This is a genomic window from Synechocystis sp. PCC 6803 substr. PCC-P, assembly GCF_000284455.1.
Taxonomy (GTDB): Bacteria; Cyanobacteriota; Cyanobacteriia; order Cyanobacteriales; family Microcystaceae; genus Synechocystis.
In genome coordinates, this window is record NC_017039.1 from 2,154,152 (window position 1) to 2,179,820 (window position 25,669).

At 46.9% G+C, this 25,669-nt stretch carries 15 protein-coding genes and 1 pseudogene; 15 read left to right on the top strand and 1 reads right to left on the bottom strand.

Going from position 1 to position 25,669, the window contains the following annotated elements:
- Positions 1-19 precede the first annotated feature (19 nt).
- Positions 20-112: pseudogene (locus SYNPCCP_RS17140) on the top strand (IS1 family transposase); the annotation flags it as partial.
- Between the two features lie 60 nt (positions 113-172).
- Here the strand turns inward: SYNPCCP_RS17140 and SYNPCCP_RS10240 are convergent.
- Positions 173-637 (bottom strand): ABA4-like family protein, encoded by a 465-nt coding sequence (locus SYNPCCP_RS10240; RefSeq protein WP_010873161.1) that lies wholly within the window; start codon positions 635-637, stop codon positions 173-175.
- A gap of 153 nt (positions 638-790) precedes the next feature.
- On the opposite strand from SYNPCCP_RS10240, the gene SYNPCCP_RS10245 reads away from it, so the two are divergent.
- The 14 genes from SYNPCCP_RS10245 (at position 791) to SYNPCCP_RS10315 (ending at position 25,651) form a co-directional block, all read left to right on the top strand.
- Positions 791-979, top strand: coding sequence for a DUF2442 domain-containing protein (locus tag SYNPCCP_RS10245; RefSeq protein WP_020862251.1), 189 nt, complete (start codon positions 791-793; stop codon positions 977-979).
- A gap of 138 nt (positions 980-1,117) precedes the next feature.
- Positions 1,118-2,146, top strand: coding sequence for a dihydroorotase (pyrC, locus tag SYNPCCP_RS10250; RefSeq protein WP_010873162.1), 1,029 nt, complete (start codon positions 1,118-1,120; stop codon positions 2,144-2,146).
- A 72-nt stretch (positions 2,147-2,218) separates the two neighbouring features.
- Positions 2,219-3,031: a class I SAM-dependent methyltransferase gene (locus SYNPCCP_RS10255; RefSeq protein ID WP_010873163.1), complete on the top strand. Its 813-nt coding sequence runs from the start codon at positions 2,219-2,221 to the stop codon at positions 3,029-3,031.
- Positions 3,032-3,295: 264 nt separating this feature from the next.
- Positions 3,296-15,895 (top strand): SwmB domain-containing protein, encoded by a 12,600-nt coding sequence (locus SYNPCCP_RS10260; protein WP_010873164.1) that lies wholly within the window; start codon positions 3,296-3,298, stop codon positions 15,893-15,895.
- 145 nt (positions 15,896-16,040) lie between these two features.
- Positions 16,041-16,775 (top strand): YoaK family protein, encoded by a 735-nt coding sequence (locus SYNPCCP_RS10265; RefSeq protein ID WP_010873165.1) that lies wholly within the window; start codon positions 16,041-16,043, stop codon positions 16,773-16,775.
- Positions 16,776-16,872: 97 nt separating this feature from the next.
- Positions 16,873-20,448, top strand: a complete 3,576-nt coding sequence (locus SYNPCCP_RS10270) for an AAA-like domain-containing protein (protein WP_010873166.1) — start codon at positions 16,873-16,875, stop codon at positions 20,446-20,448.
- A 342-nt stretch (positions 20,449-20,790) separates the two neighbouring features.
- On the top strand, positions 20,791-21,579 hold the full coding sequence (locus SYNPCCP_RS10280) for a V4R domain-containing protein (RefSeq protein WP_010873167.1): 789 nt from the start codon (positions 20,791-20,793) through the stop codon (positions 21,577-21,579).
- Complete coding sequence (locus tag SYNPCCP_RS10285) at positions 21,576-21,986, top strand: hypothetical protein (RefSeq protein WP_010873168.1); 411 nt, start codon at positions 21,576-21,578, stop codon at positions 21,984-21,986. Before SYNPCCP_RS10280 ends, SYNPCCP_RS10285 begins: the two co-directional genes overlap by 4 nt.
- A gap of 14 nt (positions 21,987-22,000) precedes the next feature.
- Positions 22,001-22,513, top strand: a complete 513-nt coding sequence (locus SYNPCCP_RS17650; RefSeq protein ID WP_010873169.1) for a phycobilisome protein — start codon at positions 22,001-22,003, stop codon at positions 22,511-22,513.
- A 2-nt stretch (positions 22,514-22,515) separates the two neighbouring features.
- Positions 22,516-23,181: a V4R domain-containing protein gene (locus SYNPCCP_RS10295; RefSeq protein ID WP_020862247.1), complete on the top strand. Its 666-nt coding sequence runs from the start codon at positions 22,516-22,518 to the stop codon at positions 23,179-23,181.
- Between the two features lie 31 nt (positions 23,182-23,212).
- Positions 23,213-23,695, top strand: a complete 483-nt coding sequence (locus SYNPCCP_RS10300) for a 2Fe-2S iron-sulfur cluster-binding protein (protein WP_014407123.1) — start codon at positions 23,213-23,215, stop codon at positions 23,693-23,695.
- Between the two features lie 53 nt (positions 23,696-23,748).
- Positions 23,749-24,219: a hypothetical protein gene (locus SYNPCCP_RS10305; RefSeq protein WP_010873172.1), complete on the top strand. Its 471-nt coding sequence runs from the start codon at positions 23,749-23,751 to the stop codon at positions 24,217-24,219.
- 33 nt (positions 24,220-24,252) lie between these two features.
- Positions 24,253-24,564: a 2Fe-2S iron-sulfur cluster-binding protein gene (locus SYNPCCP_RS10310; RefSeq protein ID WP_010873173.1), complete on the top strand. Its 312-nt coding sequence runs from the start codon at positions 24,253-24,255 to the stop codon at positions 24,562-24,564.
- 124 nt (positions 24,565-24,688) lie between these two features.
- Complete coding sequence (locus SYNPCCP_RS10315) at positions 24,689-25,651, top strand: tetratricopeptide repeat protein (protein ID WP_010873174.1); 963 nt, start codon at positions 24,689-24,691, stop codon at positions 25,649-25,651.
- Positions 25,652-25,669: the final 18 nt, after the last annotated feature.

Genomic DNA, 25,669 nt, shown 5'->3' on the forward strand with positions numbered 1-25,669 from the left:
CAAAGCTATGGCCAAGGCAATAGTTGATATCACCATGGCAATATTTGCCAAATTTAGGGTCAATGGTAACATAGAACTATTACGCAACTGGCGCCTTTCATTACTTTCTTGAAACTCTCGAATAATTTATAGCAAAAAGGGGCAGACCTATGCCCCGATGTATTATATGCGATTAACCAATCTCCGTTTGGGGCGTTTCCATTGTCGAGTCATTCCCCTTGCCCCATTGTTTAGTAATGGCCGCCGTGAGCAGATGGGACAACAGACCAATGGGCCCAGCGAATAAACATAAAATGAGGGAATGTACCGTCCAAACCCCAGTTTCTCGCCCCTGCCAATAAATCCAGCGACCCACAAACAAATCCATCACCAGATAGTGGACCCAACCCACAGCCATAATTTTTTCGTCAGCAAAAGCTTGGGCAATAACGGACAACTCCGGACTGGCCAACGCCGCCGCCGATTCGGACCCCAAGGAACCGATAAATAAAAATAGATAAACCGCAGCTAAAATGGCGATGGGGAGCAGGGACTTCATCACTTTTTCCGTCCATTGCCACCGTGGCAGTAGAATCATCAAGCCCCAAAACGGCAACACAAACACATTGCTGAGATTAAAAAGTAGTTCAGTAGCCATTTTCAATAACAGTTGCTTACCAACAACTCGACAGAACAATTTAGAGTATAAAAGAATTTACAGAATCATGCCGAGTAGGCAGTCCCTTAAAGTAACAGGTAAGTGTTTATTAAGTTCTGTCGCTAAGGAAAAATTCAACCATTTGAGTAAGCTATGCTACAAGATATTGTTGCTGTTAACCCTCTCAAAAACTACAAGCTTTATTTACGCTTTGAAGATAATCAAGATGGAATAGTTGATATTCAAAAACAAATTGAATTTACAGGTGTATTTGAGCCACTTAAAGACCTTGAATATTTTGCTCAAGTCAAAATCAATCCGGAACTTGGAACTATTCAATGACCCAATGGAGCCGATTTAGACCCCGATGTGCTGTATGAAGTAATTACCCGATCGCCGTCTCCAAGCCCCCTAAATCTTGAAGTTTAAGGAAGGGGAAAAAGACTTTTAACTAAACCTAAACCAGCTTATGATTAAGCCATGGAAAAGCTTACCATCACTCGACCCGACGACTGGCACCTGCATCTACGGGATGGAGCGGCCCTGAAAGCAGTTCTACCCCACACTGTCCGTCAATTTGCTAGGGCGATCGTCATGCCCAATTTGAAGCCTCCGGTGCGTTCCGTGGCTGATGCCGCCGCCTATCGGGAAAGGATTCTCGCCGCCATACCTGCGGGAGGCCAGTTTGAACCGCTGATGACCCTTTATCTAACGGATAATACTAATCCCGAAGAAATTATTGCGGCCAAAGCATCCCAGTTTGTTAAAGCAGTAAAATACTATCCCGCTGGAGCCACCACCAATTCTGACTTTGGCGTCACGGATATCCATCGATGTGATGCAGTGTTGGCAGCCATGGAACAGGTGGACTTGCCCCTATTACTCCACGGCGAAGTAACGGACAGTAATATTGATATTTTCGACCGAGAAAAAGTATTCATTGAAAAATATTTAATTCCTCTCAGGGAAAAATTTCCCCGGCTGCGGGTAGTGCTGGAACATATTACTACTTCAGATGCAGTGCAATTTGTTTTATCTGCTAATAATATTGCAGCCACTATTACGCCCCAACATTTACTATTTAGTCGCAACGCTTTATTCAAAGGTGGCATTTGTCCCCACTTTTATTGCCTGCCAATTCTGAAGCGGGAAGAACATCGTTTATCATTGCTACACGCGGCCACATCTGGTAATCCTAAATTTTTTCTCGGCACTGATAGTGCTCCCCACGCTCGCAATAGTAAAGAGAGTTTATGTGGCTGTGCTGGTTGCTATTCTGCCCTCCATGCTATGGAGCTATATGCCGAAGCTTTTGAAAGTGTTAATTCCCTGGATAAGCTAGAAGCCTTTGCTAGCTTTTATGGCCCAGATTTTTACCAATTGCCCCGTAATACAGCACAAATTACGTTGATGAAAAACCCTTGGCGTATTCCTGCTGAATTACCTTTCCCTGAATCTGGATTGGTGCCTCTGCGGGCCGGCGAGGAAATAACTTGGCAAATGGTGTGATCCAAACGGGTAAAGTGGAGTGAAAATTATTAATAGTAATTACATGAATTTGCTTTTTATTGAGTCACAATCATGACATACTTTGCCAGCGACTTTCAAGACTTAGATAACTCTGGAAACATTGAAAACTTTATCCGTTGTCTGGAATTGCAACAGTCACTGGACTTGTATAAATATTACAAACAAAAAACGTTTGAGAAAATGCAGTTAAAGCCCGGTGATTCAGTGCTGGAAGTGGGATGTGGCACTGGCAATGATGCCCTTTTATTGGCTAATTATGTAGGGGAAACGGGTAAAGTTACAGCGGTGGATCGTAGTCAATTTATGCTTGACCAGGCAAGAGAGCGGGCAAAAAATTCCACCACTAAGTTTGAATTTGTTTTAGCTGATGCAGAGCAATTACCTTTTCCCGGTGCTAATTTCACTGCGGCTAGGGTTGACCGCACTCTGCAACACATTGCCCAGCCCCAAAAGGCGATCGCCGAAATGGCCAGGGTTGTACAATCTAATGGTTGGGTAGTGGCCTTTGAGCCGGACTGGGAAACGTTGGTCATCGATTCTGACCAGCGGGGCGTAACCCGTGCAATTACCAATTTTTGGTGTGATAACTTTCCTTCTGGCTGGGTGGGTCGCTATCTGTTTAAATACTTCCGGCAGGCGGGGCTAACTGATATTGCCGTTGACCCCATTACCATTTGCCTGACTGAGTTTGAATTAGCTGATAAAATTTTGGACCTATCTCGGACGGTGGAAAAAATTAGCGAACAGGGAACAATCAGCCAAAATGATCTTACCCTTTGGTTCAAGGCGATTGACCAAAATGATCAAGCGGGAGAATTTTTCTGCGCTTTTACGGCATTTTTAGTTAGGGGCAGAAAGCCTTAGTTAGTTATTAGTATTAAAAATTAAAACTCCTGTATTTACCCGATTATTTGGCGGTGATGATTAACCATTAAGTAATATTACTAAGAATGATCATTTTCCCAACTGCTATGACTTGAAAATTAGTGGTTTTCACTGTTGTTTCGCTATAATGACGGAGAGCAAAGAGGAAATCGGCGGAATAGTAACGTAATATCTCAGTATTGAGCAGTCAAGCCAAATAAAAGCCATTGGTTTTGCCTATCTTCCCAGCAATTAATCGAACTTATGACTATCAATTTGGCCGATCGCCTGTCTGCGCTCACCACAGATTCAGCAGGAACGACCCATGTTGTGTGGGTGGAAAATACCAGTCTTTGGCACGCTGTCTATGATCCGAACTCCGCCATGTGGGTTAATGCCCAGGTGATCGCCAATGTGGGTAATCAATCCCTCACTAGTCTAAATTTAATCGCCAATGACAAGTTAATTCAGCCCCCTGGTAATAACAGTAACGCCGCTCCGGCCCCTGGTTTAGTGGTGGTTTATCAACAGGGCAGTGGCAATGACAGTGATATTTTTTACACCGCCGCTCGTTACAACTCCGGGGGCAGGACGGAATGGTTAAGCACTCCCCAGGCCCTAACTTCAGACCAAGTGGGAGATTTGGCCCCCAGGGCGATCGCCGAAGAAAATGGCACAGTGCTTGTAGTAGGGCAAAAAGTTGATGCAGAGCAAGCTAAAAACCAAGCCATCCGAGAGGATACAGATCTCTATTATCAAAGTTTTACAGTCAACCAAAATCAATTTAGCAGTAATCAAAATTCCCCTGCTAGCGGCAATATTATCCAGGGAAATTCCTACAATTATTTAGGTCGTAATCGCAATGCCCCTGCCGCCAGTTATGAAGTTCTTAGTGCAGGGGAAGCAAGCTTTCTTGGCAACAAACCTACCTATCAAGGATTAGGATTAAATTGGAACGCATCCAATGAATTTAATATTAATGCCCTTTCACTTATTCTTGCTAAAAAATTAGGACAAGAACCAGAGAAAGTTTTAAAAAGCATGTTCGGCCCTCTAATTTTATCTATCTCTTTGCAGGGTTCATCGGGCAATAATCCCGAATGGAGTTTGTTTGGGGGCGGTGAATCAACCAAAGGGAGGTTACTACTGAATTCCCTGGCTACCGTAGGGAGAAAACAAAGACGGAATGTTGGCAATAGCGAGGATAGTAATCGTTTTGATAAATGGAGAAGTCAGGGAAGAGGTGCACTTTCTCCGGATTCTCAAGAAGGGTTTGATTTATCCTTTACGTTGTCTTCTCTGTATAGCTATGGCAACAGTAATGGTAATTCTGACGGTAAATTTCCCCTTTATTTGGAAACTGGAGGAGCATTAGCTAGTTTAGCGGGGTCTATTCCTTTATTTGGTTTTGATGATATCTTAAATCGTGGTCTAAATTTTAACTTCGGCTTATTTTTTAATGCCGGTGTAGCTCTGCAATGGCAGGTTGCCCCAAAAGATCCCGGTAATTATTTTCCCCTATTAGCTCCATACCTTGATTTAAGCGGTAACACAGACCGTTTATTTATTACCGATGGTTTTTACAATGCTTTACCGACCTATTCTGAAGTAACAGCAGCTCTAGCTTTACTGTCTAATCTGGAAGCGGCCTTTGCTTCCATTGATCAAAATAGTTCTGTAGAGCTGGAATCTTTACTGGTGGGAATTCCTGTTACATTAGGCTTTGAAGGAACCCTTGAAATTCCCTTTATTTTTAAGCTATTTGGTTCCATTGGCTTCTTTGCTGATGGTACTTTTACTATCAAAGGAGATACTCCCTCTTCCATTACCATTGGTGCTCCTTTCAATCTTACTGTCAGTCTGCTTGGTCTTATTGGTGCTAGGATTGCAGGATTTCCCACTTGGACGCAAACATTTGCTGCTTCTTCATCTCAAAATAACCAAACTGGGCTGGAAGCGAATAATACTGCTAGTGTTGATGGCTTTTTGCTCACCATTAATCTTGCTCAATTCCTGGAGCCTAATCTTAGTCTTAATCCCACAGACTTTACTGTCACCGTTACCAACGCCAATGGTCAAATTTCCACTATTCCTGTGTTTGGAGTGGTGGTTCAAACTGATAGCCAAAGTAACAACAGTGAAGTTATTTTACGACTAGAGCAGGAAATCCCCTACACCACCGTAAATGGCCAGCCTTTTTCCAATATTATTGTTAAGTACAGTGGCAATCAATTAGGTAACTTTACCAGTAGTCCCGTTGCCCTTCAATCTCCCGACACTCTAATTTATACCTATAATCCCACCAGTGGTACAGGAAATGACTACACCCAAAATAATCAACAGATTACTATTGCTTTTAACGGTCCACTAGACCCGGATATTCTGCCTACTGAGAATCAATTACTCAATTGGTTTGCGGTCACCAACAGCAGTAATCAAGCCATTGCTATCACTGATGTAGCGGTCAATCAAAGCAGAATTGTTTTAACCCTTGCTTCCAATACCGCCATTAACCCTGGTGAAATCTATACTGTCCAGTACAATCCTGATGCCAATAGTGACCAACAACTTAAAGCTGCCAATCAGAAAACTATCACAGCTTTTACCGTTAGTAATGGCACTGCTCCCACTGCCTGGGGGTTGATTAATCGTACCTTTGCCGGTGTTATCAATGTCCAAACCCAACCGGTACTGAGTAATTTAACCAGTGACTTTGCCCAGGACACTTCCCCCGCCTTAGCCCTCACCAGTCAGGGGGACATCTTATTAGCTTGGAGTAGTGACACCCCTCCCATTACTCCCATTTCCGTTTTAGCAGAAGGCGATTATCTTTACCTTGTCTTTGCCGATAATCTCAAAAATGACTCGGCTAATCCCCCCAGTAACTCCCAATTTACGATTAAAACTAGCGATGGGAATACCACTACTCCCACCAACGTTTCCCTAGCCCAAAATACCATTACCCTAACCCTGACTAATTCTGTTAATGCTAGCCAAATTGTTGAAGTTAGTTATAGCTTAAGCGGGACTAATCTCACTTCTAATCTGTATCTGGCTGATGCCACAAATACAAGCTTTTGGGTTCCTGATTTCACCAACTCTGTTCAATCCGCTGGCAGTACTAGTACTGCTCCCACCAGTTTGTTAGGGTCGGTAATTTCTAACCTGATCACCATTCCCTTCAATCAGACCCTAAACGTCAATCAAATTCCCAATGGCGGTCAATTTCAAGTCACCGTTAATGGCAATAGCACCAGTCCCATTACCGTCACCAGCGTCACCGTTGCTGATACTTCTATCACCCTGGTTTTAAATCAGATTATTGGCCAGGGTCAATTGGTCACCATTACCTATACCCCTAACTCCAATGGTGAAAATAACTTAGTTAGCAATACTGGCACTCCCCAAACCGTTGCATCCTTCAGCACCAACAACTTTTTAACCACCGCTTCTAGCACAGGTACGGTTATTAAAACGGCATTTTCTCCCTTTGGGGACAGTGGTATTTCCTCCATCACCACTATTCCTGGCACTACCGGTATTAATTCGGATGTTGTGGCCACGCTTTACCAAAATCCCAGCACCAAAGCATTGCAAAACGTTGTAGCTTGGGTTAACGTCGATACTTCCGCCCTCTCTCTTAAGACCATTCCCGGGCAAAACTACGGCCCCAATGAAGCGGCCTTGATAACCACTGCCGCTCAGCAATCGGACATCTACTATGCGGTGCTTGGCCCCGATAATCAATGGGGTTTAGCCGCTCCGATTTTCTCCAGCCAACCAGGACAGGACCAAAAAGTAACATTGGGAGTTGGCCCTGGGGGCAATTTACTGGCGGCTTGGTTGAATACCCAACTGGATAGCGATGGTGATCCCAATACCACTATTCAGTTAGCGACTTTTAATGGTACTACGTGGACTAATCCAACAATCCTAGGCGGAGCAAATGCCGGCATCAATCCCAATAGTTTCAGTGAATTAAGTATTAGTTCCATTAATGGACAACCAGCGATTTTCTGGACGGAAAGCCGGCCCCCTTCCTACAGCAACTTGGTATCAGAGCAGAATCCTTTGGTTTATCTACGGCTAGGGGAATTGAGCGGCACAACGGTTATTAACCAAGGGCAATTATCCGTGGCAGGAAATGGCACCTACAGCACGGCTGGTTATACTCTGGGCCAGGTGGGGGCGCTGGAAAATACTAACACCAATACAGGGGACTTTAACCCCGCCGTGTTATTCAATGGTGGCGGGATAACAATCAATTCGCCAGTACCTGTTTCCGTGCAAGGTTTTTCGGTGGAATTTTGGTTCAAATTACCAACGTCTGACGGAGTAGTGGGTTTGGCTAATTTGGCCGGGGTATTTGATCTGAGTTTGAATGAAGATAGCTTAACTTTTACCTTGAATAATGGGAGTAACCCCCAGATTAGCGGCACTGTTACCACTGGTAATTGGCATTATGTGGTGGGAACTTATGATCCTGTTAAACAAATTCTTGACCTTTACCTCGATGGTCAATTGGTAAATACTCTAGAAAATATTGCTTTTGCCAATTTGCCCCAGTCGGGAACGCTAACTTTAGCGGGTAGTGGTGGGTCTGTTTATTTGGATGAATTTGCTTTTTATAATTCGATTCTTTCCTATGTTGATAATGGTTCTAGCCCTAGTTCAAGTAATAATAATTTTCTCAATTTAACGGGTTCCCAACTAATTAACGGAATTTGGGGGGTTAACGAAGTCGGTTCCCACTATCAAGCTCGCTTTTTTGAGCCAGTGACAGCGGGACCAGAAACTAACTACAGCGTTTGGGACAGCAGTGGCAATAGTTGGCAAAGTCCCGTTAGTATTAACCCCGTTGATGAAGTCGTTCCTACCATTCTTTCGGCAGCCAATAATCCCATTTGGGACATTGTTTCTGCTAATCCTGCTGGTAATAATAATGCCCAAATTGCTCCCAACGGTAACCCCGATACCATTTTTCAAGTTAACTTAACCGGGCAACAGGGAAGTGAGATTACTGGGTTTACTGTAACTACGTCCAATAATCAACTCTGGACTGTAGGCACAGATGGCACAGGTAATGCGTTTAGTGAGAGCTGGCAGCTAGGGGTAATTCTAGCGGAGAACGCAGATAGTACGACGCCCCAATTGGAGTTCATTTCTGGGGATAAGTTACTCAATAGTCTGAATCCTGGAGCTACTTTTTCCCATCGGGTTATGGGGGCAACGGAAACCTTTACCATTTTTGTGGATACAGAGGGTAGTCCCCTAACTTCCCCTGCCACAGTCAATATTTACCTCCAGGGGCAAACTGACCCTATTACCTTTACCTCCCTTTCCCCGATTCCCAACCAAGGTGGCCCCGTATCGGCTAACAGTCCCGATTATTTAGACAACCAAGTTCTCGGCATCGCCACCATCAAAGAAGCTAATGATGCCTCCCTTTCCTTGGTGGACAGTGGCTTTGTGATTGATACCGATAATCCGGCGATCGCCGCAGTGATGGCCAGTGGTTTTAGTAATGGGGCTTTGGCCTATGTGGCCGTGGGCAATCGGGGTTATACAACCCAGGGCAATGCCGTACAGGGGTCAATCCAGATTTTATTTGCCGGGGGCGATGTTTTAAGCCAAAAATCCACCCTGCCTTTAACCACCACGGATTTATCGGGCAATGGGGACGGGGTGCTAATTACGGGCATTACCGACGCCGGGGATATTAATAATAATGTGCCTATGGCTTTAGTGACGGGGGATGTGGACGGGGATGGCGTAGATGATTTGGTCATTGGGAATGCCAACGCCAATGGGGGAACGGGAAGCATTTATGTGATTAACGGCCATTATCTCAATGGCCTGAAGGGCAAAAATCAAATTATTGATCTCAGTAATGCCAGTAACTGGACTAGTGATCAGGGTTTTGTGATTGATGGAGTGGATGCCGAGGGCGGGGCTGGTTTTTCCGTGGCGATCGGCAATTTCACTGGTAATGACCCCCAAATTGCCTTTGGTGCTCCCTTTGCCAAAAACGGTAATGGGGTGGCGGTGGGCAAAGTCTATCTTGTTTCCCCCAGTAATCCTAGTCAACTTTCCCCCATCCATATTGGCAACACCTTTAATCTGACCAATCCCCAAAATCCTGCCCAGACTGTGACCGTGGGAGAAACGGCCGGCTACAGCTTGGGGGTTTCCCGTAAAATTTCCGGTGGCCCGGTCACTTTCACCAACAACTCTGGCGACGATCTATTTATCGGTTCCTCCACCTACGGCGTACAAGTCAGTAACCAATGGGTGGGCAAAAGTGCTTTACCGTCGAACAACCAGGGCAATTATCCCGATACTACTATGATCGCCGCTGGAGCAGTCCATGTGTATTCCCAGACCAGTAGCCAGCCCTTTGGCAAAGTGGCTACCTATACTGGGCCTAATATTCCTGCCGCCAATGGAGTAGGGGCAAACTATTTGGCCGGAGCGGCCATTTCCCTAGGGGACTTTACAGATTTAGACGGGGATGGCCATCAGGATTTAGCAATTTCTGCCTTGGGAGTTAATGGCAGTGCGGGGGCGGTTTATGCACTTAGCGGCAGTAAATTTACCCCTTCCAGTTCTCTCCAAGCCCTCAATGAAGCAGGTAATTTAATCATTAATGGCGGCATTGCTGGGGGTCGGGCCGGCATGACCATTATGACCCCAGGGGATGTGAACGGCGATGGTTATCAGGACTTTTTAATTACTGCCCCCCAAGCAGGCAACGGCACAGGGCAAAGTTATTTACTGTTTGGCCCCTTGGATTTATCAACCGAAATAGTACCGATCATTGAATTAAATGCGATCGCCAATGACAGTAAACAAGTTTTTGTATTGAATGGCAGTTTGCCCAATCAACTAGCAGGAACAGCAGTAGTTAGTTTAGGGAATATCACGGGCACACAAGGGCCGAACAACAGACCCATTGATAGCTTTTTAATCAGTGCCCCCAATGCCCAGCAATTTTATGTGGTTTTCGGTCAGCCTTGGTTGGCCGCCGATGGCAGTCTTAATTTGGCGGATGTTGCTTCCGATAACGGTTTTGTCATTGATGGCAATTTAATTGGTAATCCTCCCACCACGTTTGAAACTACATCCCAGTATATTGACACCACCCCGGCAATTCTTATCAATGGCTCCAACCTTTACCTAGCCTATAAAGGTTTCGGTGGCAATAACCAAATTTATTTCACCGTCAGCACTAATAATGGTCAAAGTTGGAACTCGGAAGTACAGTTACCTCAATCTGCCCAAACTATTTTTCCCCCGGCGATCGCCTTTTTTAACAATGTTTTATACCTGGCCTATGTAGATGGTAACAACGGGTTAAATATCATCACTAGCCAAGATCAAGGCCAGACCTGGAATGCTCCTTTGGCCTTGGGGGGCACTTCTTCCACACCGCCGACCCTGTTTGTTTACCAAGGAACCCTGTCCCTACTTTTTGCCGCCAACAACTCAACTTCCACCGTTCTGCAATTTTATTTAAACAGCAGTAATGAATGGATTTACGCCAACGAAATTGGTAGTAACCAAACTGCTATTAGTGCTATCAGTGCCACAGTGTTGGGGGATACCCTCTATCTGGTTTACAAAGGAGGAACTAGAAATACCCCCAGTACTCTTGACTACATAACATCCACCACCAACGCCGATCTTTCCGCTAACGATTGGAGCAGTATTCCTATTCCTGGAGTGAGTTCCCAGGGCGGCCCCAGTCTTACCAATGACGGCACCAATCTCTATCTGAGCTACCTCGACAGTAGTAATCAACTTAACTTCGTCAGTTCCGGTAATGGCATTAATTGGTCATCGCCCCAAGTCATTACCAACAACATCAGTCAGTCCCCGCCGGCGATCGCCTTTGCCAACAATGAACTTTATTTAAGCTATCCCGGCCCCCAAGGTTCCCAAGAACTGAATGTAACCAGTTTTCCCCTTCCCTTTACAGGCAGTATCCTGGGCAACGGTAGTTTAGTTCGTTTCCTGGGGGATGTTAACGGGGATGGGTTTGCCGATGTTTTTTCGGGTGGAACTAATGCCGGCGCAATTATTTTTGGGAACAGCACCAAAGATTTATTAACAACCGCCAGTGGCAGTGAAGATTTAGTGATTTCCGTTCCCAATGCTACCCTTCGGGACGTGATTAGTGTCGGTGATTTTAACGGTGATGGCATTAAAGATTTGGGAGTTTTAGATGGTAACGGCAATTTTTATGTTGTTTTGGGCAATACCAGTCTTGGGGACTTAAAAACATTAAGTATTACCTCCAGTTCCTCCCCTGTGGTCATTAATCAAGTGGGGGGCGTGACCAAATCCATGGCCATTGGTGACTACAACGGTGACGGCTATGACGACGTACTTTTGTGGGGAGATAACGGCAATCAGGTAGCTTGGGGGAATTCCACAGGAGTACTAAACAGTTTTACCAATATTGATTATCCCGAAACCCAAACAACAGCCACAGGGGTGGATCTCAACAGTGATGGTATTCCAGAAATTGCCATTGGTAGTGACGAAAGGAAAATAGCAGGGCAGATTTCCACCAGCGGCAGTTTTTCCCTATTGCCCACTCCCACCACTTCCTCTGTAATTAATACCCTGGCGGCGGCCAATCAATTAGAAAATATTGGCGACTTCAATGGAGATGGCATTGCGGATTTAGCAGTCCTAGCTTCCAATTATTATGCGGCGGCGATCGGGGAACCGAATAATCTGCCCAATTATTTGAGTCGGCCCGGCAATCAAGGGGGCGTTTTTATCTTCTACGGGAATAGTAATGGTCTAAGCAATACGGCCCAACCCGATGTTATTCTGGCAGCTCCCTTCACCAACCCCAGTGGACAGATCAGTACCTATCAACTGTCCCGCATTGCCCAGGCAGGGGACGTTAATGGGGATGGTTTTGATGATTTATTAATTAGTTCCCCCTACACCGTTGATGCGGAAAATAATCAGGGCGGTGTGTTTGTGGTTTTCGGCGGCGATGACTGGAATAATCAACCCTTCGATTTAGGGCAGTTGCGGGCCAATCAATCCCAGGGTTCAAATCCCAGGGGTTTTGCCATTGATGGTTCGCCCAACTCCCAAGCGGGTATCGCCCTGAATGGCGGAGGGGATATTAACGGTGATGGTTTTGCAGATTTTATTATTGGTGCTCCTGGTGAAAACAATCTGCAATATAACCAGCAGATTGTGTTTATTGAAAATGGCGAACTTAGCGATGATGATAAATATAGTTATATCCTCTACCTTGACGGTAACCAAACGATTCAAATGGGGGGAGGTGATTGGCAAGCCAATCAAGTTTGGACCAATCAGGTGGCCACCAATTGGAATAACAGTAGCCGACCGCCCGAGGCAGTTATTGGCCAATCCAATGGCGATATTTGGTACTATCCCGGTGGTAATCAAAACTGGCAATCCTGGGGCAAACTTCCCGCAGAAATAAACGAGTTAGCAGTTAATTGGAATACGAGCGGTAATCCCCAAATCATTGCGGGCCTGGGGGGCAAGGGCGGGATTGAATACTACAACGGTTCAACCTGGGTTAACAACGGCCCTTACCAGGGAGACGGTTGGCGGTCTGCCATTACCCAAATGGCGGTGCAATGGGGGGAGGATGGATCTCCGTCCCAAATTGTTGTTGGTTTGGCTGATGGGGCGGTGATCTATTACAACACCCAGTCCGGTTGGCGAACCATTAATAATTTTGGCAAAAGTGTTACCCAGTTATCGGTGCAATGGCAGGAAGCTAGTAATCCCAATATTGTGGTTGGCTTGGATAATAGCGAGGTGCAATATTACCAGGGCAGTAACGGTGTCTGGACTCAATTCCACGATGATGGCTGGGTTTATCCCGTACAACAACTGGCCGTGCAGTGGACTAGCAATGACGCTCAACCCTTAGTGGTGGTGGGTCTGGGGGATGATAACGGCAACAATGGCTCCGTCTGGTATTACCAAGGCTCCGGGGAACAGGGCGGGTGGACTTTCCTTTCCGGTCTTCCTTCGGGAGCGGCGATCGCCCAAATGGCGGTGCAATGGAATTTTAGTTCTAGTCCCAATCCCCCCAACAATGTTAATGATTTAAAAATAGTGGTGGGGCAAGCCGATAGTACGGTGAGTTACTACAACGGCAATGGTTGGACTGCCACCCCAGCCATTAACTCCAGCTTGCAAATTCCCACCCTAAATGCCATAACCGTCCAGTGGAGCGCCAATGGCCAGCCCCAGATCACTGTGGGCTTGGGAGATCCTGAATACGACAACGGCCAACTCTGGTATTTGCCCAACCCCAGTCAGTCTTGGCAGGAATTGCAAGGATCGGTCAACTACGCTTCCCCCATTACCCAGATTGATAGCTCCTGGACGGAATCCCTCGTTCCCAACAGTCAAACTGATAATCTCAGCTACGTTTTCTTTGGCAGTGACTTTAACGACACGGTGAATCAAACGGGCACTATTGGTGATGATGTGATGGTGGGCAGTGCCACGGGGGAAAGCTTCCTGGCAGGGCAGGGGGATGATCAAATTTTGACCAAGGGTGGTTTGGATGTGGTCTATGCTGGCCCCGGTGATGACTGGGTTTCCGTCAGTGATACCTATTTCCGTCGGTTAAATGGGGGCACAGGATTTGATATTTTAGCTTTGCAGGGTTACAACGGCCAAAACTGGGATCTAACTACCCTTTCCCCTGGCCTGCGGTTACAGGATTTTGAAACCATTGATATTCGGGATTATGGTGCAAATCAATTAACCCTTAATTCCCTCAGCGTTATTAATTTGTCCAGCAATAATACCGTTATCGTCTTAATGGATGAAAGCGGTGATAGTTTGCAGTTAAGCAGTGACTTTGGTGCGGACGGGACGACTTATCAATACGGACAAAGATTCTATCAATATAAATCGAATAATTCCGCCGCCATTGTCTTAGTTAATCAGCCAACAATGCCAAGTTTTACCGCTCCAAGTCAGAATAAGCCCCAGCCTGTTTTACCGAATGGCAATGGAACAAGCAATACAGCAGCTTTAAATACCAATATTGCTAATACGGGTAATGCCAATACCGGCAATTTTAATGATGAAAATATCAACACAGGCAATGCTAATACCGGCAACTTTAATAACGGAAATACCAACACAGGCAATGTCGGAGATATAAATATTGCTACAAAACTATTTGTTTCCAGTCCTACAGCTTCTGAAGCTTTGGGGGAAGTTGACTTCACCATTGAACGGACAGGCGATCTAGACAAATATGTTGTTGTCAGTTACCTAACCCAGGATATGGATGGCAAAGCAGGCGATCGCTATTTACCAGTAGCAGGACAGCTAGTATTCAAACCTGGGGAGACAAAAAAAACGATTAAAGTTAAAGTTCCTAATGATAGTATTTACACAGGAGACAAACAATTTGGCCTGTTGGTTTCCCTGTTGGAAGAAGGGTTACAGCCAGGGAATGGGGAACAAGCATTTTTCTTAGCTGCTGATGCCAATGGTTCCCAAATTCGCAATTGGAATTATCTCCCAGGAGAGTCAGCAAATAGTTTAACAGGGGGCGTAATTAACTTCTCTACCACCGTTAATGCTGGTCAAGCCCTAGTTAAGTTAGATGTTAATGGCTTAGCAGAATTTAATGACTTTGGCAGTTATAACCCCGTAGCCGGCAACTATGAATCCTTGATGCTCAATGGCATGACGGGAGCCAAATTTACCAACTTTGATAACGAAAATAATCCCCAGGGTCTAGAGCTTCAACTTTGGGATGGCGATCGGGGTGATGCCGATGGATTAACCAATGGCTTAGTGCAAACTAAAGGCTATTTGGGCAGGGTGATTCCAGGCTTAATCAGTAATGACAACCGAGTTTTCTGGGCTCCCACCAGTGCCGATGGCCAAGTGCAATTAAGGCTAATTAATAGTCCTAACCAAAATTATGCCATGGGCTGGATTGAGGTGGATGATACCAATGGTTCCATCGATGGTCTGTTGCCGGATGATCCAAGTTATGAAGCGGCCGCTTTAGCTCGTAAGCAGCTTATTTTCAGCGATCAAAATGGTGCTTCCACAAAGGCACTAACCCGTAGCTTAGCCCAACAAAGCTTTACTAATGTTGATAATTTAATTGCAACAGAGTCACAGTTTTTTGGTGATTTTAGCAACGCAAATTTAGAACCAAACCGTTATTACATTCTCTACAGTCAACAGGGGGATGAAACTACTTTTTCCATCGATACTGCTCCCATCATAGAGACCGATAGCCGCGGTTATCATCAACTAAACTTTGCTGGTATCACTGCCGAAATTGGCTCCAAAACTTTGGTGGTGCCAGGGGTATTGGGTCAGTCCGTCACTGCCGAAGTTTCCATTAGTCGGGCTGGGGCCTATGATAATGCCATTGCTTTGTACAAAGTCGACAGTCTGACTGGGGGATTGGACCTTAATGGCGATCGCCAAATTGATCTCAAACCCGGTGATTCAGGTTATACCGAAGCGGCATTAGGTCGTGCCCAAGCTCCCTTAACTGGTGTTAGCTTAACTGCCCCCGATGGCTTTTTCAGTACTACTCAACAGACGGTTAATTTGTTAGGTAATCAGATGTACGGCATGGTCATTATTCCCAATAGCACCATTGCAGAAGTTCTGAGTCAAAATCCCAGTAATGATCCCAACTTCGGTCCGGTTGCCCTGTTCTCTTTCAATGGAGCTAACCACAATGGCATCAGTCAAATGTCACGTTTAGGTAGTAACCTTTTCGGCTTTGAAGATATGGTAGGTGGCGGCGATCAAGATTATAACGACTTGATTTTGCAATTCGACTTTTTACCTGCTTAAAAATAAGCAAAAATAAGCTACCCTGAGTTGTTAAACTTTGTTTTTTCCATATAACTTAGTCCAACTCAGTCAACGTAGTTTAGCCTATAATTTACTCCACTGATTGACGCTACAATGACGTAGTTTTGCTAGGCAACTATGGACAATGAAACTATTATCAAGTGGGCAGTTAGTTGCCGGTGTATTATTCAGTGGGGTGGCTGGTTTTATCGATGCGGCTAGCTTTTTAGGGCTCAATGGTCTGTTCACTTCCCACATCACAGGAAATCTGGTCATTGCCGCAACGGAAATAATTGGGGTAGGGGGAGAAGCCCTTTGGGTGAGGATTGCAGTCATTCCAGTTTTTATGTTTGCGGTACTCCTAACCACCGTTCTTGCCCGTCGCCATCAACTACGTTTAGCCTATTTAATCAGTTTAGAAACTTTAGTTTTATTACTATTTACAATCAGTGCCGTTGCCTTGGATCCACCTCACCATAAATCGGTTAATAACTTACCATTGTTTGTGACTGGTTCTTTGGGAGTATTTTCCATGGGCATGCAAAATGCACTAATGCGGGAATCTTTGGGACACATTGCCCCTACTACTGCCATGACCAATAACCTAACTCAGTTCACCATGGATTTGGCATTGACTAGCAGCTTACAAAGTCATGCTCAACTACAACTATCCCTTCAAGATCTTGATGCTTCCCGCACCAGATTAATTAAATTTGGTAGCTCCTTGCTTGGATTTACCGTCGGTGCTATCTGCGGTGGAGTATTAACCGCTAAGTTTGGCTTAATTTCCCTATGTTTTCCCCTGACGTTGATGATATTTTTATCGTTTAAAGTGGAGTTTGTCTTTGGAAATAATCGCCTTGACGACAAGATAAAATAAAAATCTAAAGCAAAGGCCCTGTATGCTATCAAAGAATCAGGATACTGTTCTAATCTCCTAATTCATTAGGATGCACCAGTAAAACATAGCTGAAACAATGTCGCCGATCGCCCTCAATTTATTGCAGTCAACCCCCTATCAGGTGGGGGGGAGCTTGGCCGCTAATCATCCCAGCTACAGTCAACGGGAAGCGGATCGGGAACTATTGGCCCAGTTGCGAGCGGGCAAATTTTGCTATGTGTTCAACTGCCGGCAGATGGGTAAATCTAGCCTGCGGGTGCGGGCCATGCATCAACTGCAACAGGACGGGGTGGTGTGTGTGTCCATTGACATCACCAGTTTAGGCACCGAAGCTGACCCTCAGAAGTGGTATAACGGCATTATTACCCAGCTTTACCTCGGTTTGCCTTTGGCGGGGAAGGTGGCCCTCAAGCCTTGGTTACGGGAGCGGGAACAACTCAGTCCCATTCAAAAGCTACGGGAATTTGTTGAAACAATCATTCTTCAAACCATTGGCGATCGCCAGATTGTCATTTTTATCGATGAAATTGATAAGGTATTGAGTCTGCCCTTTTCCCTGGATGACTTTTTTTCCTACATTCGTTTTTGCTATAACCAACGGGCCGATGACCACGAATATAACCGCCTGAGTTTTGCCCTGTTTGGCGTAGCCACTCCTTCAGATTTAATTGATAACAAAACCCAAACGCCATTTAACATTGGCCAAGCCATTGCCCTCACGGGTTTTACCCTAACGGAAGCTCTGCCCCTGAGTGCTGGTTTGCCGGTAGATGAAGTTAGCGCCCGGGAAATTTTGGGGGAAATTTTAGCTTGGACTGGGGGGCAACCCTTTTTAACCCAGAAAGTGTGCGAATTGGTGGCAGAAGCTCTACAGAAAGGGGATTTAGATTGCCAATCTCAAACTATTGCCACTACCATTGCCCAACTAATTGAAGAAAAAATTATCCGCCATTGGGAATCCAACGATGAGCCGGTACACTTTCGCACCATTGGCGATCGCCTATTAAAAGATCAAGCCCGCAGTGGGCAACTGTTGGGGCTGTACCAAGAAATTTTGCATAAAGGTGCTATTCCGGCGGACGATAGCGTTGAACAAACGGTGTTGCGACTAACGGGGCTGGTGGTGAAAGTGAAAGGGCAGTTGCGTCCCTATAACCCCATTTACCAAGCAATTTTTAACGCCCAATGGGTCAGTAAGGAACTGAACAAACTCCGACCCTATGGCACCAACCTCCAAGCCTGGATCAATTCCAATTACCAAGATTCTTCCCGATTACTGCGGGGGGAAGCCCTACGGGAAGCATTGGCTTGGGCCAGTAGCAAAAACCTCAGCGGGGTGGATTACCGCTACCTCAACGCCAGCCAAAATCAGGAACAGGAAGCTTCCCTCGCTGCCAACCAAATTTTGACTCAAGCCAATGTCAAAGCGAAACGGATGATCAGTTTTGGCATTGTGGTGCTGATGATGTCCCTGGGGGGCTCGGCGATCGCCTTGAGCCAGGCCTACTTTGCCACCCTCAAACAACAACGGAGTCAACAGGGCACAGAACTCCAACGCTTAGGCACCAGCGCCCAACGGCAATTTACCTTTGATCAAATTCCTGGTTTGGTCACCGCTTTGGAAGCCGGGAACCAACTTCATCACCTGGTCAAAGCGGATGAAACCCTTAGTCAATACCCCGCCACCAGTCCCTTGGTAAGTTTGCAACAAATTCTTAGCCAAATTGCCGAAAAAAACGTTTTGACGGGCCATCGGGACGGAGTTACCAGCGTAGCCATCAGTTCCCATAAGAATTTGATTGCTTCTGCTTCCCGGGATGGGACAGTGCACCTTTGGACACCCCAGGGGGAATTTTTACGGGAATTCACCGGCCACACAGGCAGTATCTACCGGGTGGATTTCTCCCCCAACGGCAAAATTTTCGCCACCGCTGGGCAAGATCAGACGGTCAAAATTTGGGACCTAGACGGTAATCTGCTCCAAACCCTCAAGGGCCATCAAGATTCTGTTTATAGCGTTAGCTTCAGCCCCGACGGGGAAATCCTTGCGTCCACCTCCCGAGACCGCACTGTGCGCCTTTGGCATTGGCGATCGGGTAAGACCTTGGCTGTGTTGGGGGGCCATACTAAATCCGTGGATGACGCCCAATTTAGCCCTGACGGCCAAACCCTAGTCAGCGTTTGTCGGGACGGACAAATTCGCCTCTGGGATTTAGATGGTAATCTCATCCGTCAGTTTGGCTTACCGGAGGTGGCTTTTTTTGGAGTTAATTGGCATCCCAATGGCAATCTACTGGCTGTGGCGGCGGACGATGGCACAGTGAGACTGTGGACTCCCCAAGGGGAAATTAAAGCCACCCTATCGGGCCACGATGAATTTGTTACCAGGGTGGTCTTCACCCCCGATGGCAAACAGTTATTTTCCAGCAGTAGTAATGGCAGTGTCATTCATTGGTCCACCAGCGGCAAAATGCTGAAAAAGTACCAGGGTTACCCAGAGGCAATTTTTGGTTTGGCCTTGGCTTCCAATGGAGCCCTATTGGCGATCGGTGCGGAGAATAACTTAGTGAAGGTTTGGGACATGAGCCCAAAGTCCGATTTGGTTAACCTCAATCTGCCCGCTGTACTCGGGGCGGTGGCGGAAAATGCTAAGACCAACACCATTGCTTTGGCCATGGAAAATGAGCCCTTAATTTTGTTCAACACAAAGAATAGGAGCCGACAGTTTTTATCCGATGCTAGCCAAAATCTTGACCGCCTCAAGTTCAGTGCCGATGGCCAATGGTTATTGGGGCAACGGGGTCGGCAATGGCAACTTTGGCAACTCCAGACTAAATCCCAATTGCTCAAAACCTGGAGGACGGATATTAGCCGGGTTTACGACGTAGACCTGCGTACTACTCCCACATCCCCCCAATGGGCGATCGCCATGGCCACCGGGAGCGGAGAGGTGCAACTTTGGCAGGGGACAAAAAATAACCAGACCAGTGGAAACCAGTCCCAAGGGGTTCCCATTGAATTGAATGACCCCATAGTCCTTGCCTTGGGAAACTCCATACAACGGAAAGAACCCATCCGCAGTGTTAGTCTCCACCCGACCTTGCCGCAATTGGCCGCTGGCGATGAACAGGGTAATCTCACCCTCTGGAATTTTGATGGCACCCTGATTAGAAGTATTGTGGCCCACGGCGATCGCCTCAATCAACTGCAATACAGCCCCAACGGGAAGTATCTGTTAAGCGCTGGGCGGGAAGGCACCGCCAAAATTTGGAGTGTGGAGGGACAACTATTGCATACCCTAAAAAGTGACCCCCTACCCATTGATCAGATTGCCATCAGTCCCGACAGCCAATGGATTGCCACCGCTGCCAGTGACGGCATGGTCAGACTTTGGGACCAACAGGGTAACCTCCGGGGGGAATTTACCAGCACATCAGGTTCGCTATTAGGGCTAGATTTTAATCGGCAAGGGCAATGGTTGTTAGCCGTGGCCCAAAACGGGGACCTACAAAGTTGGCCCGTCACTCCAGAGAAGGAACGGCTCCGTCAACTAGTGGAACAGGGTTGTGACTGGTTGAGAGATTACCTAGCCACGGAGAAGCAACCGGCCCAGACCTATTCCCTAGAATTTTGCCAGCCGACAGGAAATTAATCGATGTTTTTGTCAATAAAATCAAATCAAACTTAACAATAATTAATGGAGAAATTTTGATTTATCTTTCTCCCCTTGACAACGTTTTGTAACAGAGGTTTCTCCCGCCTACAAAAGCTATGTAAGAATTAGGGTTAGTTGGAACTTCAACAACAGCTTCGATTATTCTTTGTACTGAATACAAAGTGGATCGGTCATCGGCGGGACATCAGTCAAATTTTCTCCATTTAGGAAAACAGCCAGTGGTAAGTCAAAATCACTCGACACCGTGAACCCAGGACAGAGCTCTTGATTTTTCACAGCATTTGCCCGTTTTATCCTGAATCCTTTTTTAACCCATAGATGGGTTACCTGCCAAGCCAAACTGATTTTTTCACCATACCTAAGGGGATGTCGTCCATGGTTTTAACTTCCATTAGTACATCAAATATTCCGGCTAAGGTCAAAGGATCTAACTTGTTGGAACATAGTTTAAGAAAGGTTCATCCCAGCAAACATCACCACTATCAAGTAGAAGACTTCTTTTGTTTTCAAATGAATTCCGGTTCCATTGTGGACTGGAATAACTGCCGCAATGTTCTTACCAGCGAAGATTTTATCGTCGGTTTAATTGACGGCTTGCAGGAAGAAGTGGGCAACGCCTCCAGTGTGGTGATGTACAACATCGGCAAGGAGTGGGGCCATTACGATGCCGAATTTTTTAACCAGTGGTTCCCGACGGAATTTGGCTATACCAGTTCTTTGAGCGAGCTCAATCTTAACTATGTGCTAGAAGGTTGGTGGTGGCCCTTCACCGCCCAGGGCTGGGGTAACTGGGCCATTGACCTCAGTGAACAGAAAAACGGCTTTTTGTTTGTGGATATTTTCGACTCCGCTGTGGCCCGGACGTTGGGGGATGTGGGTAAGCCTGTTTGCCATATTTACGCTGGCCTGTTGGCAGGTTTCTTTAGCCGCCTGGTGAATAAGTCCCTCAACTGCATTGAAATTCAGTGCTACGCCATGGGGGAAACCTATTGCAAGTTTCTGATTGGTAAGCAAGACCGCATTGATGCCGCCACTTTCTGGCAAAACGAAGGGGCCAATGCCAACGATATTGCCACCAAACTCGTCAAAGGGGAATACCTGAAATGATTCATCAAGCCCAGTGGGGGCAAATGAAGGTAGGGGATTTTTTCCGGGGCTACAACTGGCAGGGAGCACCGCCAGTGCTGGAATGTTCGGTAACGGAAGAAAGTTTGGATAATTTACCTTCTTTGCTCTGTCTGTCGGTGGCGGACTTTTTTACCCAGGCAAATTGGACTGGTCAGCGCCCCCATGCTCCAGAGGAAAATTTACCGGCCCTACATCGTCCCAAAGCTCCTCCCCGTCCCCTTTCTCTCACTGCTTCGGTGGCGGAATTTTGTCGGGGCATTGATTGGCATGGGCAAAGTTTATCGAGGGGAACCTTACCCCAGGCTAAGGCCCCAGTCCAGTCCAGGGAACCAGTGGCCAAGCTTGAACCAACCATCGGCTTGGAAGATCTTTCCGATTTATTTTAAGGACCCGTAAAACTATGCAAAAAGATTTTGAACGGCTTTTTCATCGGGCCGAAGACCACTATCTCCAACCTCCGGAAATCATTTCCTTTCATAAGCAACTGGGGTTGATGCGGGAACGGTTGAGTGCTTACCGTCTACTCCGGGACAACGAAATTGTCATTTTTCAGGCGATCGCCGATCGGTTAGAAGAGGAATTTAGCAACGTCCCGGCAACCCAATTACAACAGGCCCTTCTGCACTGGATTAGCGTTTTGCGCTATGGGGCCATGGCCATGCTCCTCAGTAATCCGGAATATCTCCAATACCGTTTACTGGAATGGCTCGAAGGTATGGTTCAAGCCCACGACCTATTGGCGATCGAAATCCGACTATCCGCATTACTCAAGGAACAGTTGGAGTCCCTCTTGGGTGGCCCCCAATACCGTCTCCTAGAACCCTTTCTAGTTCAGGCCGACCAAACCATCCTCGGCCAAGCCCCCGCCGCCGTTGCAGAGGAAGAAGCAGAAATGATGACCCTAGGAGAGTAACCATGATTGATGTCAATGCCCTAATTAATGCCCAACCCCCCAAAGGCAACTACTTTGCCCCCGACGTTTACCTCCAAGGAGACAACGAATTTGGCCTTTTGGAAAACCGCAGTGGGGCTCGCCTCATTGCTTTGCCAGACACCTTAATTAAGGGTTTATTTACGGCCATCGATTCAGAACTCGGCATTGGCGCTGGGGTAGCCCTCACCGCCTGTGGCAAAACCTGGGGCAGTGCTTTCTACAAACGCTTTGCCGATGAACTCCAGGAGTATTACGGCAAACCCATCCAAGCGATGGAAATGGTGGAATTTCTGCAAACCTTTAAACAGTGCTGGAAATCCCATGGTTACGGCCTGGTGGACATCGACTTAAAGTACTACCAAAACGGCTTCATTGTCGCTGAAGTGGTCAATTCTCCCTTTGTAGCCTGTGCTCCCCAGGGTAAATGCCCCATGGGTTTCCTGGAAGCGGGAATTCTCACCGCCTTTTTCTCCCAGTTAACGGGGGAAAACCTCCACTGTGAACAGACCACCTGTGAATCCCTAGGGGCAGAAAAAAATCTGTTCATCCTCGGTCTCAAGGAACGGCTCAAACCAGTTTCTGCTTGGTTAACAGAAGGCCATGACCATGCCACCATTATGGAATTGCTCTGTCGCCAACAGGGTTAATGCCATTGTTGCCAGTACTAAGGAGGATTGTGTGGCTAAAACTATTAAGCTCGACCCCATTGATTTAAAAGTCGCCATCGAGACCAACGATAACCTGCTCTCGGGGTTGCTCGGTCAGGATTTACGGATCATGAAGGAGTGTGGTGGTCGGGGTATGTGTGCCACTTGTCACGTTTACATCACCGCTGGGATGGAGAGTCTTTCTCCCCTCAACCGTCGGGAGCAGCGCACCCTAGAGGTGATCACCACCCACAATCGTTATTCCCGTTTGGCTTGCCAAGCCCGGGTGTTGGATGAAGGCGTGGTGGTGGAATTGCCCGCTGGGATGTACGTCAGTGAAATTGAGGACATCGAGGAGCTGATTGGCCGTCGAGCGGAGGAAAATATTCTCAATCCTCGGGATGGGAGCATCCTAGTGGAAAAAGGTAAGTTAATTACCCGTTCCATGATTAGTCAACTAGATGACCAGTTACAGGCGGCCAAAATTCAGATTGTCAACGATACCGATGAATAATTTCCTGGCTGACTGTGGCGGTTTAATGTTTGTTTTTATGAGGATTCTTATTTATGTTTAAGCCGTTGACTCGTCTCACCATTGATGCGGATGGTCGCTATGCTACGGACCAGGAGTTGCAATTCCTCCAGGACTTTTTAGACACAGCGGAAACCCGTATCAGTGCCTACGAAAAAATCCGGGATAGTGAAGAGCAAATTATCCACCGTTGGGAAGCCCAAAAGCGGGGTCTACCCCAGGATACTTTCCACATGGGCAATCGGGATGTGACGGAAATTTGCCGGCGGGACATGACTAATGTGTTCCGTTGTTCAATTACAGCCATCCTGTTTGGGGATTTGGACCGTCTGCGGGAGGGTCTATTAATTTGGTATCAGACCATTGTGCGGGCTTACAACTATACTGAATACGCCAAGATTAGCTATAAGGTAATTCAGGAAACCATTAAGGAATTTCTGGAGCCGGATGAGGTGGCCATGGTGTTACCAGCACTGAAGTTAGACCACACCATTCTTAGTAGTTAATTTGCTAGTTTCAGTCCATTGTTTGGGTCATTCATGGGTGCAATTTATTCCGTCAATTTAGTCAATCCAGCTACGGGCAGTGATGTCACCATTGAGGTGGCGGAGGATGAGTTAATTCTAGAAGCGGCGGAAAATCAGGGATTGGATTTGCCCTATTCCTGTCGGGCAGCTTCCTGTGTGGCCTGTGCCGGTCGTTTGCTGGAGGGGACGGTTGAGCATACGGATAAAGGCTCCGATTTCCTCAAGCCGGAGGAGTTGGCGGCGGGTTGTGTGTTGCTCTGTGCGGCCTATGCCACTTCTGATTGCAAAATTCTTACTCACCAAGAGGAAGCGTTGTTTGGTTAGGCCCCGGAATGTTAGTCCAGCGGAGTTTTTCCTGAGGATGCCCAAGCTGTTCAAATTACGTTGATGAGTTTTTTTAGCTCTAGCAATCTGTGTTTTACCCATTGTCGACAAAGGAATCAGGATTATGATGGAAAATCAAGTTAATGAGCAAACAGTAACTTCCCCAGAAAATGGATCCTCAGCCACCGGCTACAACTCCGGGATCTGGGATGGGCTGTCGGTGGTGGCCTTAATCGGTGGGGCGATCGCCAGTGTGGTCTTGCCTGCTAACCCAGCGGCGGGGGTAATTCCAGTAGCAGCAGGGGTGGGACTGCATTTGTTTAACCGTAAGCAGTTGGAAGAGCATTTACTGGCTAATCAACGGGCCACAGCGGCTCAAATTGTCCAGTTGGTCAATCAAAATCAAGCCCACCTACAGGAGTATCTACAAAAATTCCAAGGAGATATTCAAACTTCCCTTGGCCAACAACAACAGGCGATCGCCGCGAACCAAGAAAATTTGACCAAGGCTTTGGCAGAAAAATCCCTAGCTCTCCAAGGGAAGTTGGAAGCTTTCCAAGCCGCTGCTGCCCAAACCCATGCCGGTTTGGATATTAAACACCAAGACCTGCTGGCCGTGGTGACCGAATTACGCACCATGGAAGGTTGCACCCAGAGTCTTGCCGCCTATCCCCACGCCGAAGCCTATTACCAAAGGGGTTTAAGCCATTACCGTTTAGAAGATTGGGCCGAAGCCGTGCGGGATTGTACGGAAGCCATCCGCCTTAGGGGGGATTTGGCCGGCGCTTTTCACCATCGAGGCATGGCCTACGCTCGTTTGGATAACCGCAAGCAGGCTACAGACGATCTGCGTCAGGCCTACAAGCTCTATTTTGACCAGGGGGATTTGGACAGTTATGAAGTCGCCCGAGCGCTCCATAAGCAGTACTATGAAGGGCCAGTGGAAGACCTAGAGCTAGAGCCGACCCCGGTAATGCCCCCGGCGGAGGGAGTTGGCCATGAGGCCTATATTGCCGATCCAGACCGGGAAATTAAACCCCTGTTGGCCGAAGAAAGCGATACCACCGCAGCTAACCTATTTGGTTAAAACTCCAGTTTTAGCCCC

Excerpts from the sequence above, each read along its gene's own strand:
- SYNPCCP_RS10305 (WP_010873172.1), top strand. The coding sequence starts at position 23,749 with ATGTTTAAGCCGTTGACTCGTCTCACCATTGATGCGGATGGTCGCTAT.
- SYNPCCP_RS10285 (WP_010873168.1), top strand. The coding sequence starts at position 21,576 with ATGATTCATCAAGCCCAGTGGGGGCAAATGAAGGTAGGGGATTTTTTC.
- SYNPCCP_RS10240 (WP_010873161.1), bottom strand. The coding sequence starts at position 637 with ATGGCTACTGAACTACTTTTTAATCTCAGCAATGTGTTTGTGTTGCCG.
- SYNPCCP_RS10315 (WP_010873174.1), top strand. The coding sequence starts at position 24,689 with ATGATGGAAAATCAAGTTAATGAGCAAACAGTAACTTCCCCAGAAAAT.
- SYNPCCP_RS10245 (WP_020862251.1), top strand. The coding sequence starts at position 791 with ATGCTACAAGATATTGTTGCTGTTAACCCTCTCAAAAACTACAAGCTT.
- SYNPCCP_RS10270 (WP_010873166.1), top strand. The coding sequence starts at position 16,873 with ATGTCGCCGATCGCCCTCAATTTATTGCAGTCAACCCCCTATCAGGTG.
- pyrC (WP_010873162.1), top strand. The coding sequence starts at position 1,118 with ATGGAAAAGCTTACCATCACTCGACCCGACGACTGGCACCTGCATCTA.
- SYNPCCP_RS10295 (WP_020862247.1), top strand. The coding sequence starts at position 22,516 with ATGATTGATGTCAATGCCCTAATTAATGCCCAACCCCCCAAAGGCAAC.
- SYNPCCP_RS10255 (WP_010873163.1), top strand. The coding sequence starts at position 2,219 with ATGACATACTTTGCCAGCGACTTTCAAGACTTAGATAACTCTGGAAAC.
- SYNPCCP_RS10260 (WP_010873164.1), top strand. The coding sequence starts at position 3,296 with ATGACTATCAATTTGGCCGATCGCCTGTCTGCGCTCACCACAGATTCA.
- SYNPCCP_RS10265 (WP_010873165.1), top strand. The coding sequence starts at position 16,041 with ATGAAACTATTATCAAGTGGGCAGTTAGTTGCCGGTGTATTATTCAGT.
- SYNPCCP_RS10310 (WP_010873173.1), top strand. The coding sequence starts at position 24,253 with ATGGGTGCAATTTATTCCGTCAATTTAGTCAATCCAGCTACGGGCAGT.
- SYNPCCP_RS17650 (WP_010873169.1), top strand. The coding sequence starts at position 22,001 with ATGCAAAAAGATTTTGAACGGCTTTTTCATCGGGCCGAAGACCACTAT.
- SYNPCCP_RS10280 (WP_010873167.1), top strand. The coding sequence starts at position 20,791 with ATGGGTTACCTGCCAAGCCAAACTGATTTTTTCACCATACCTAAGGGG.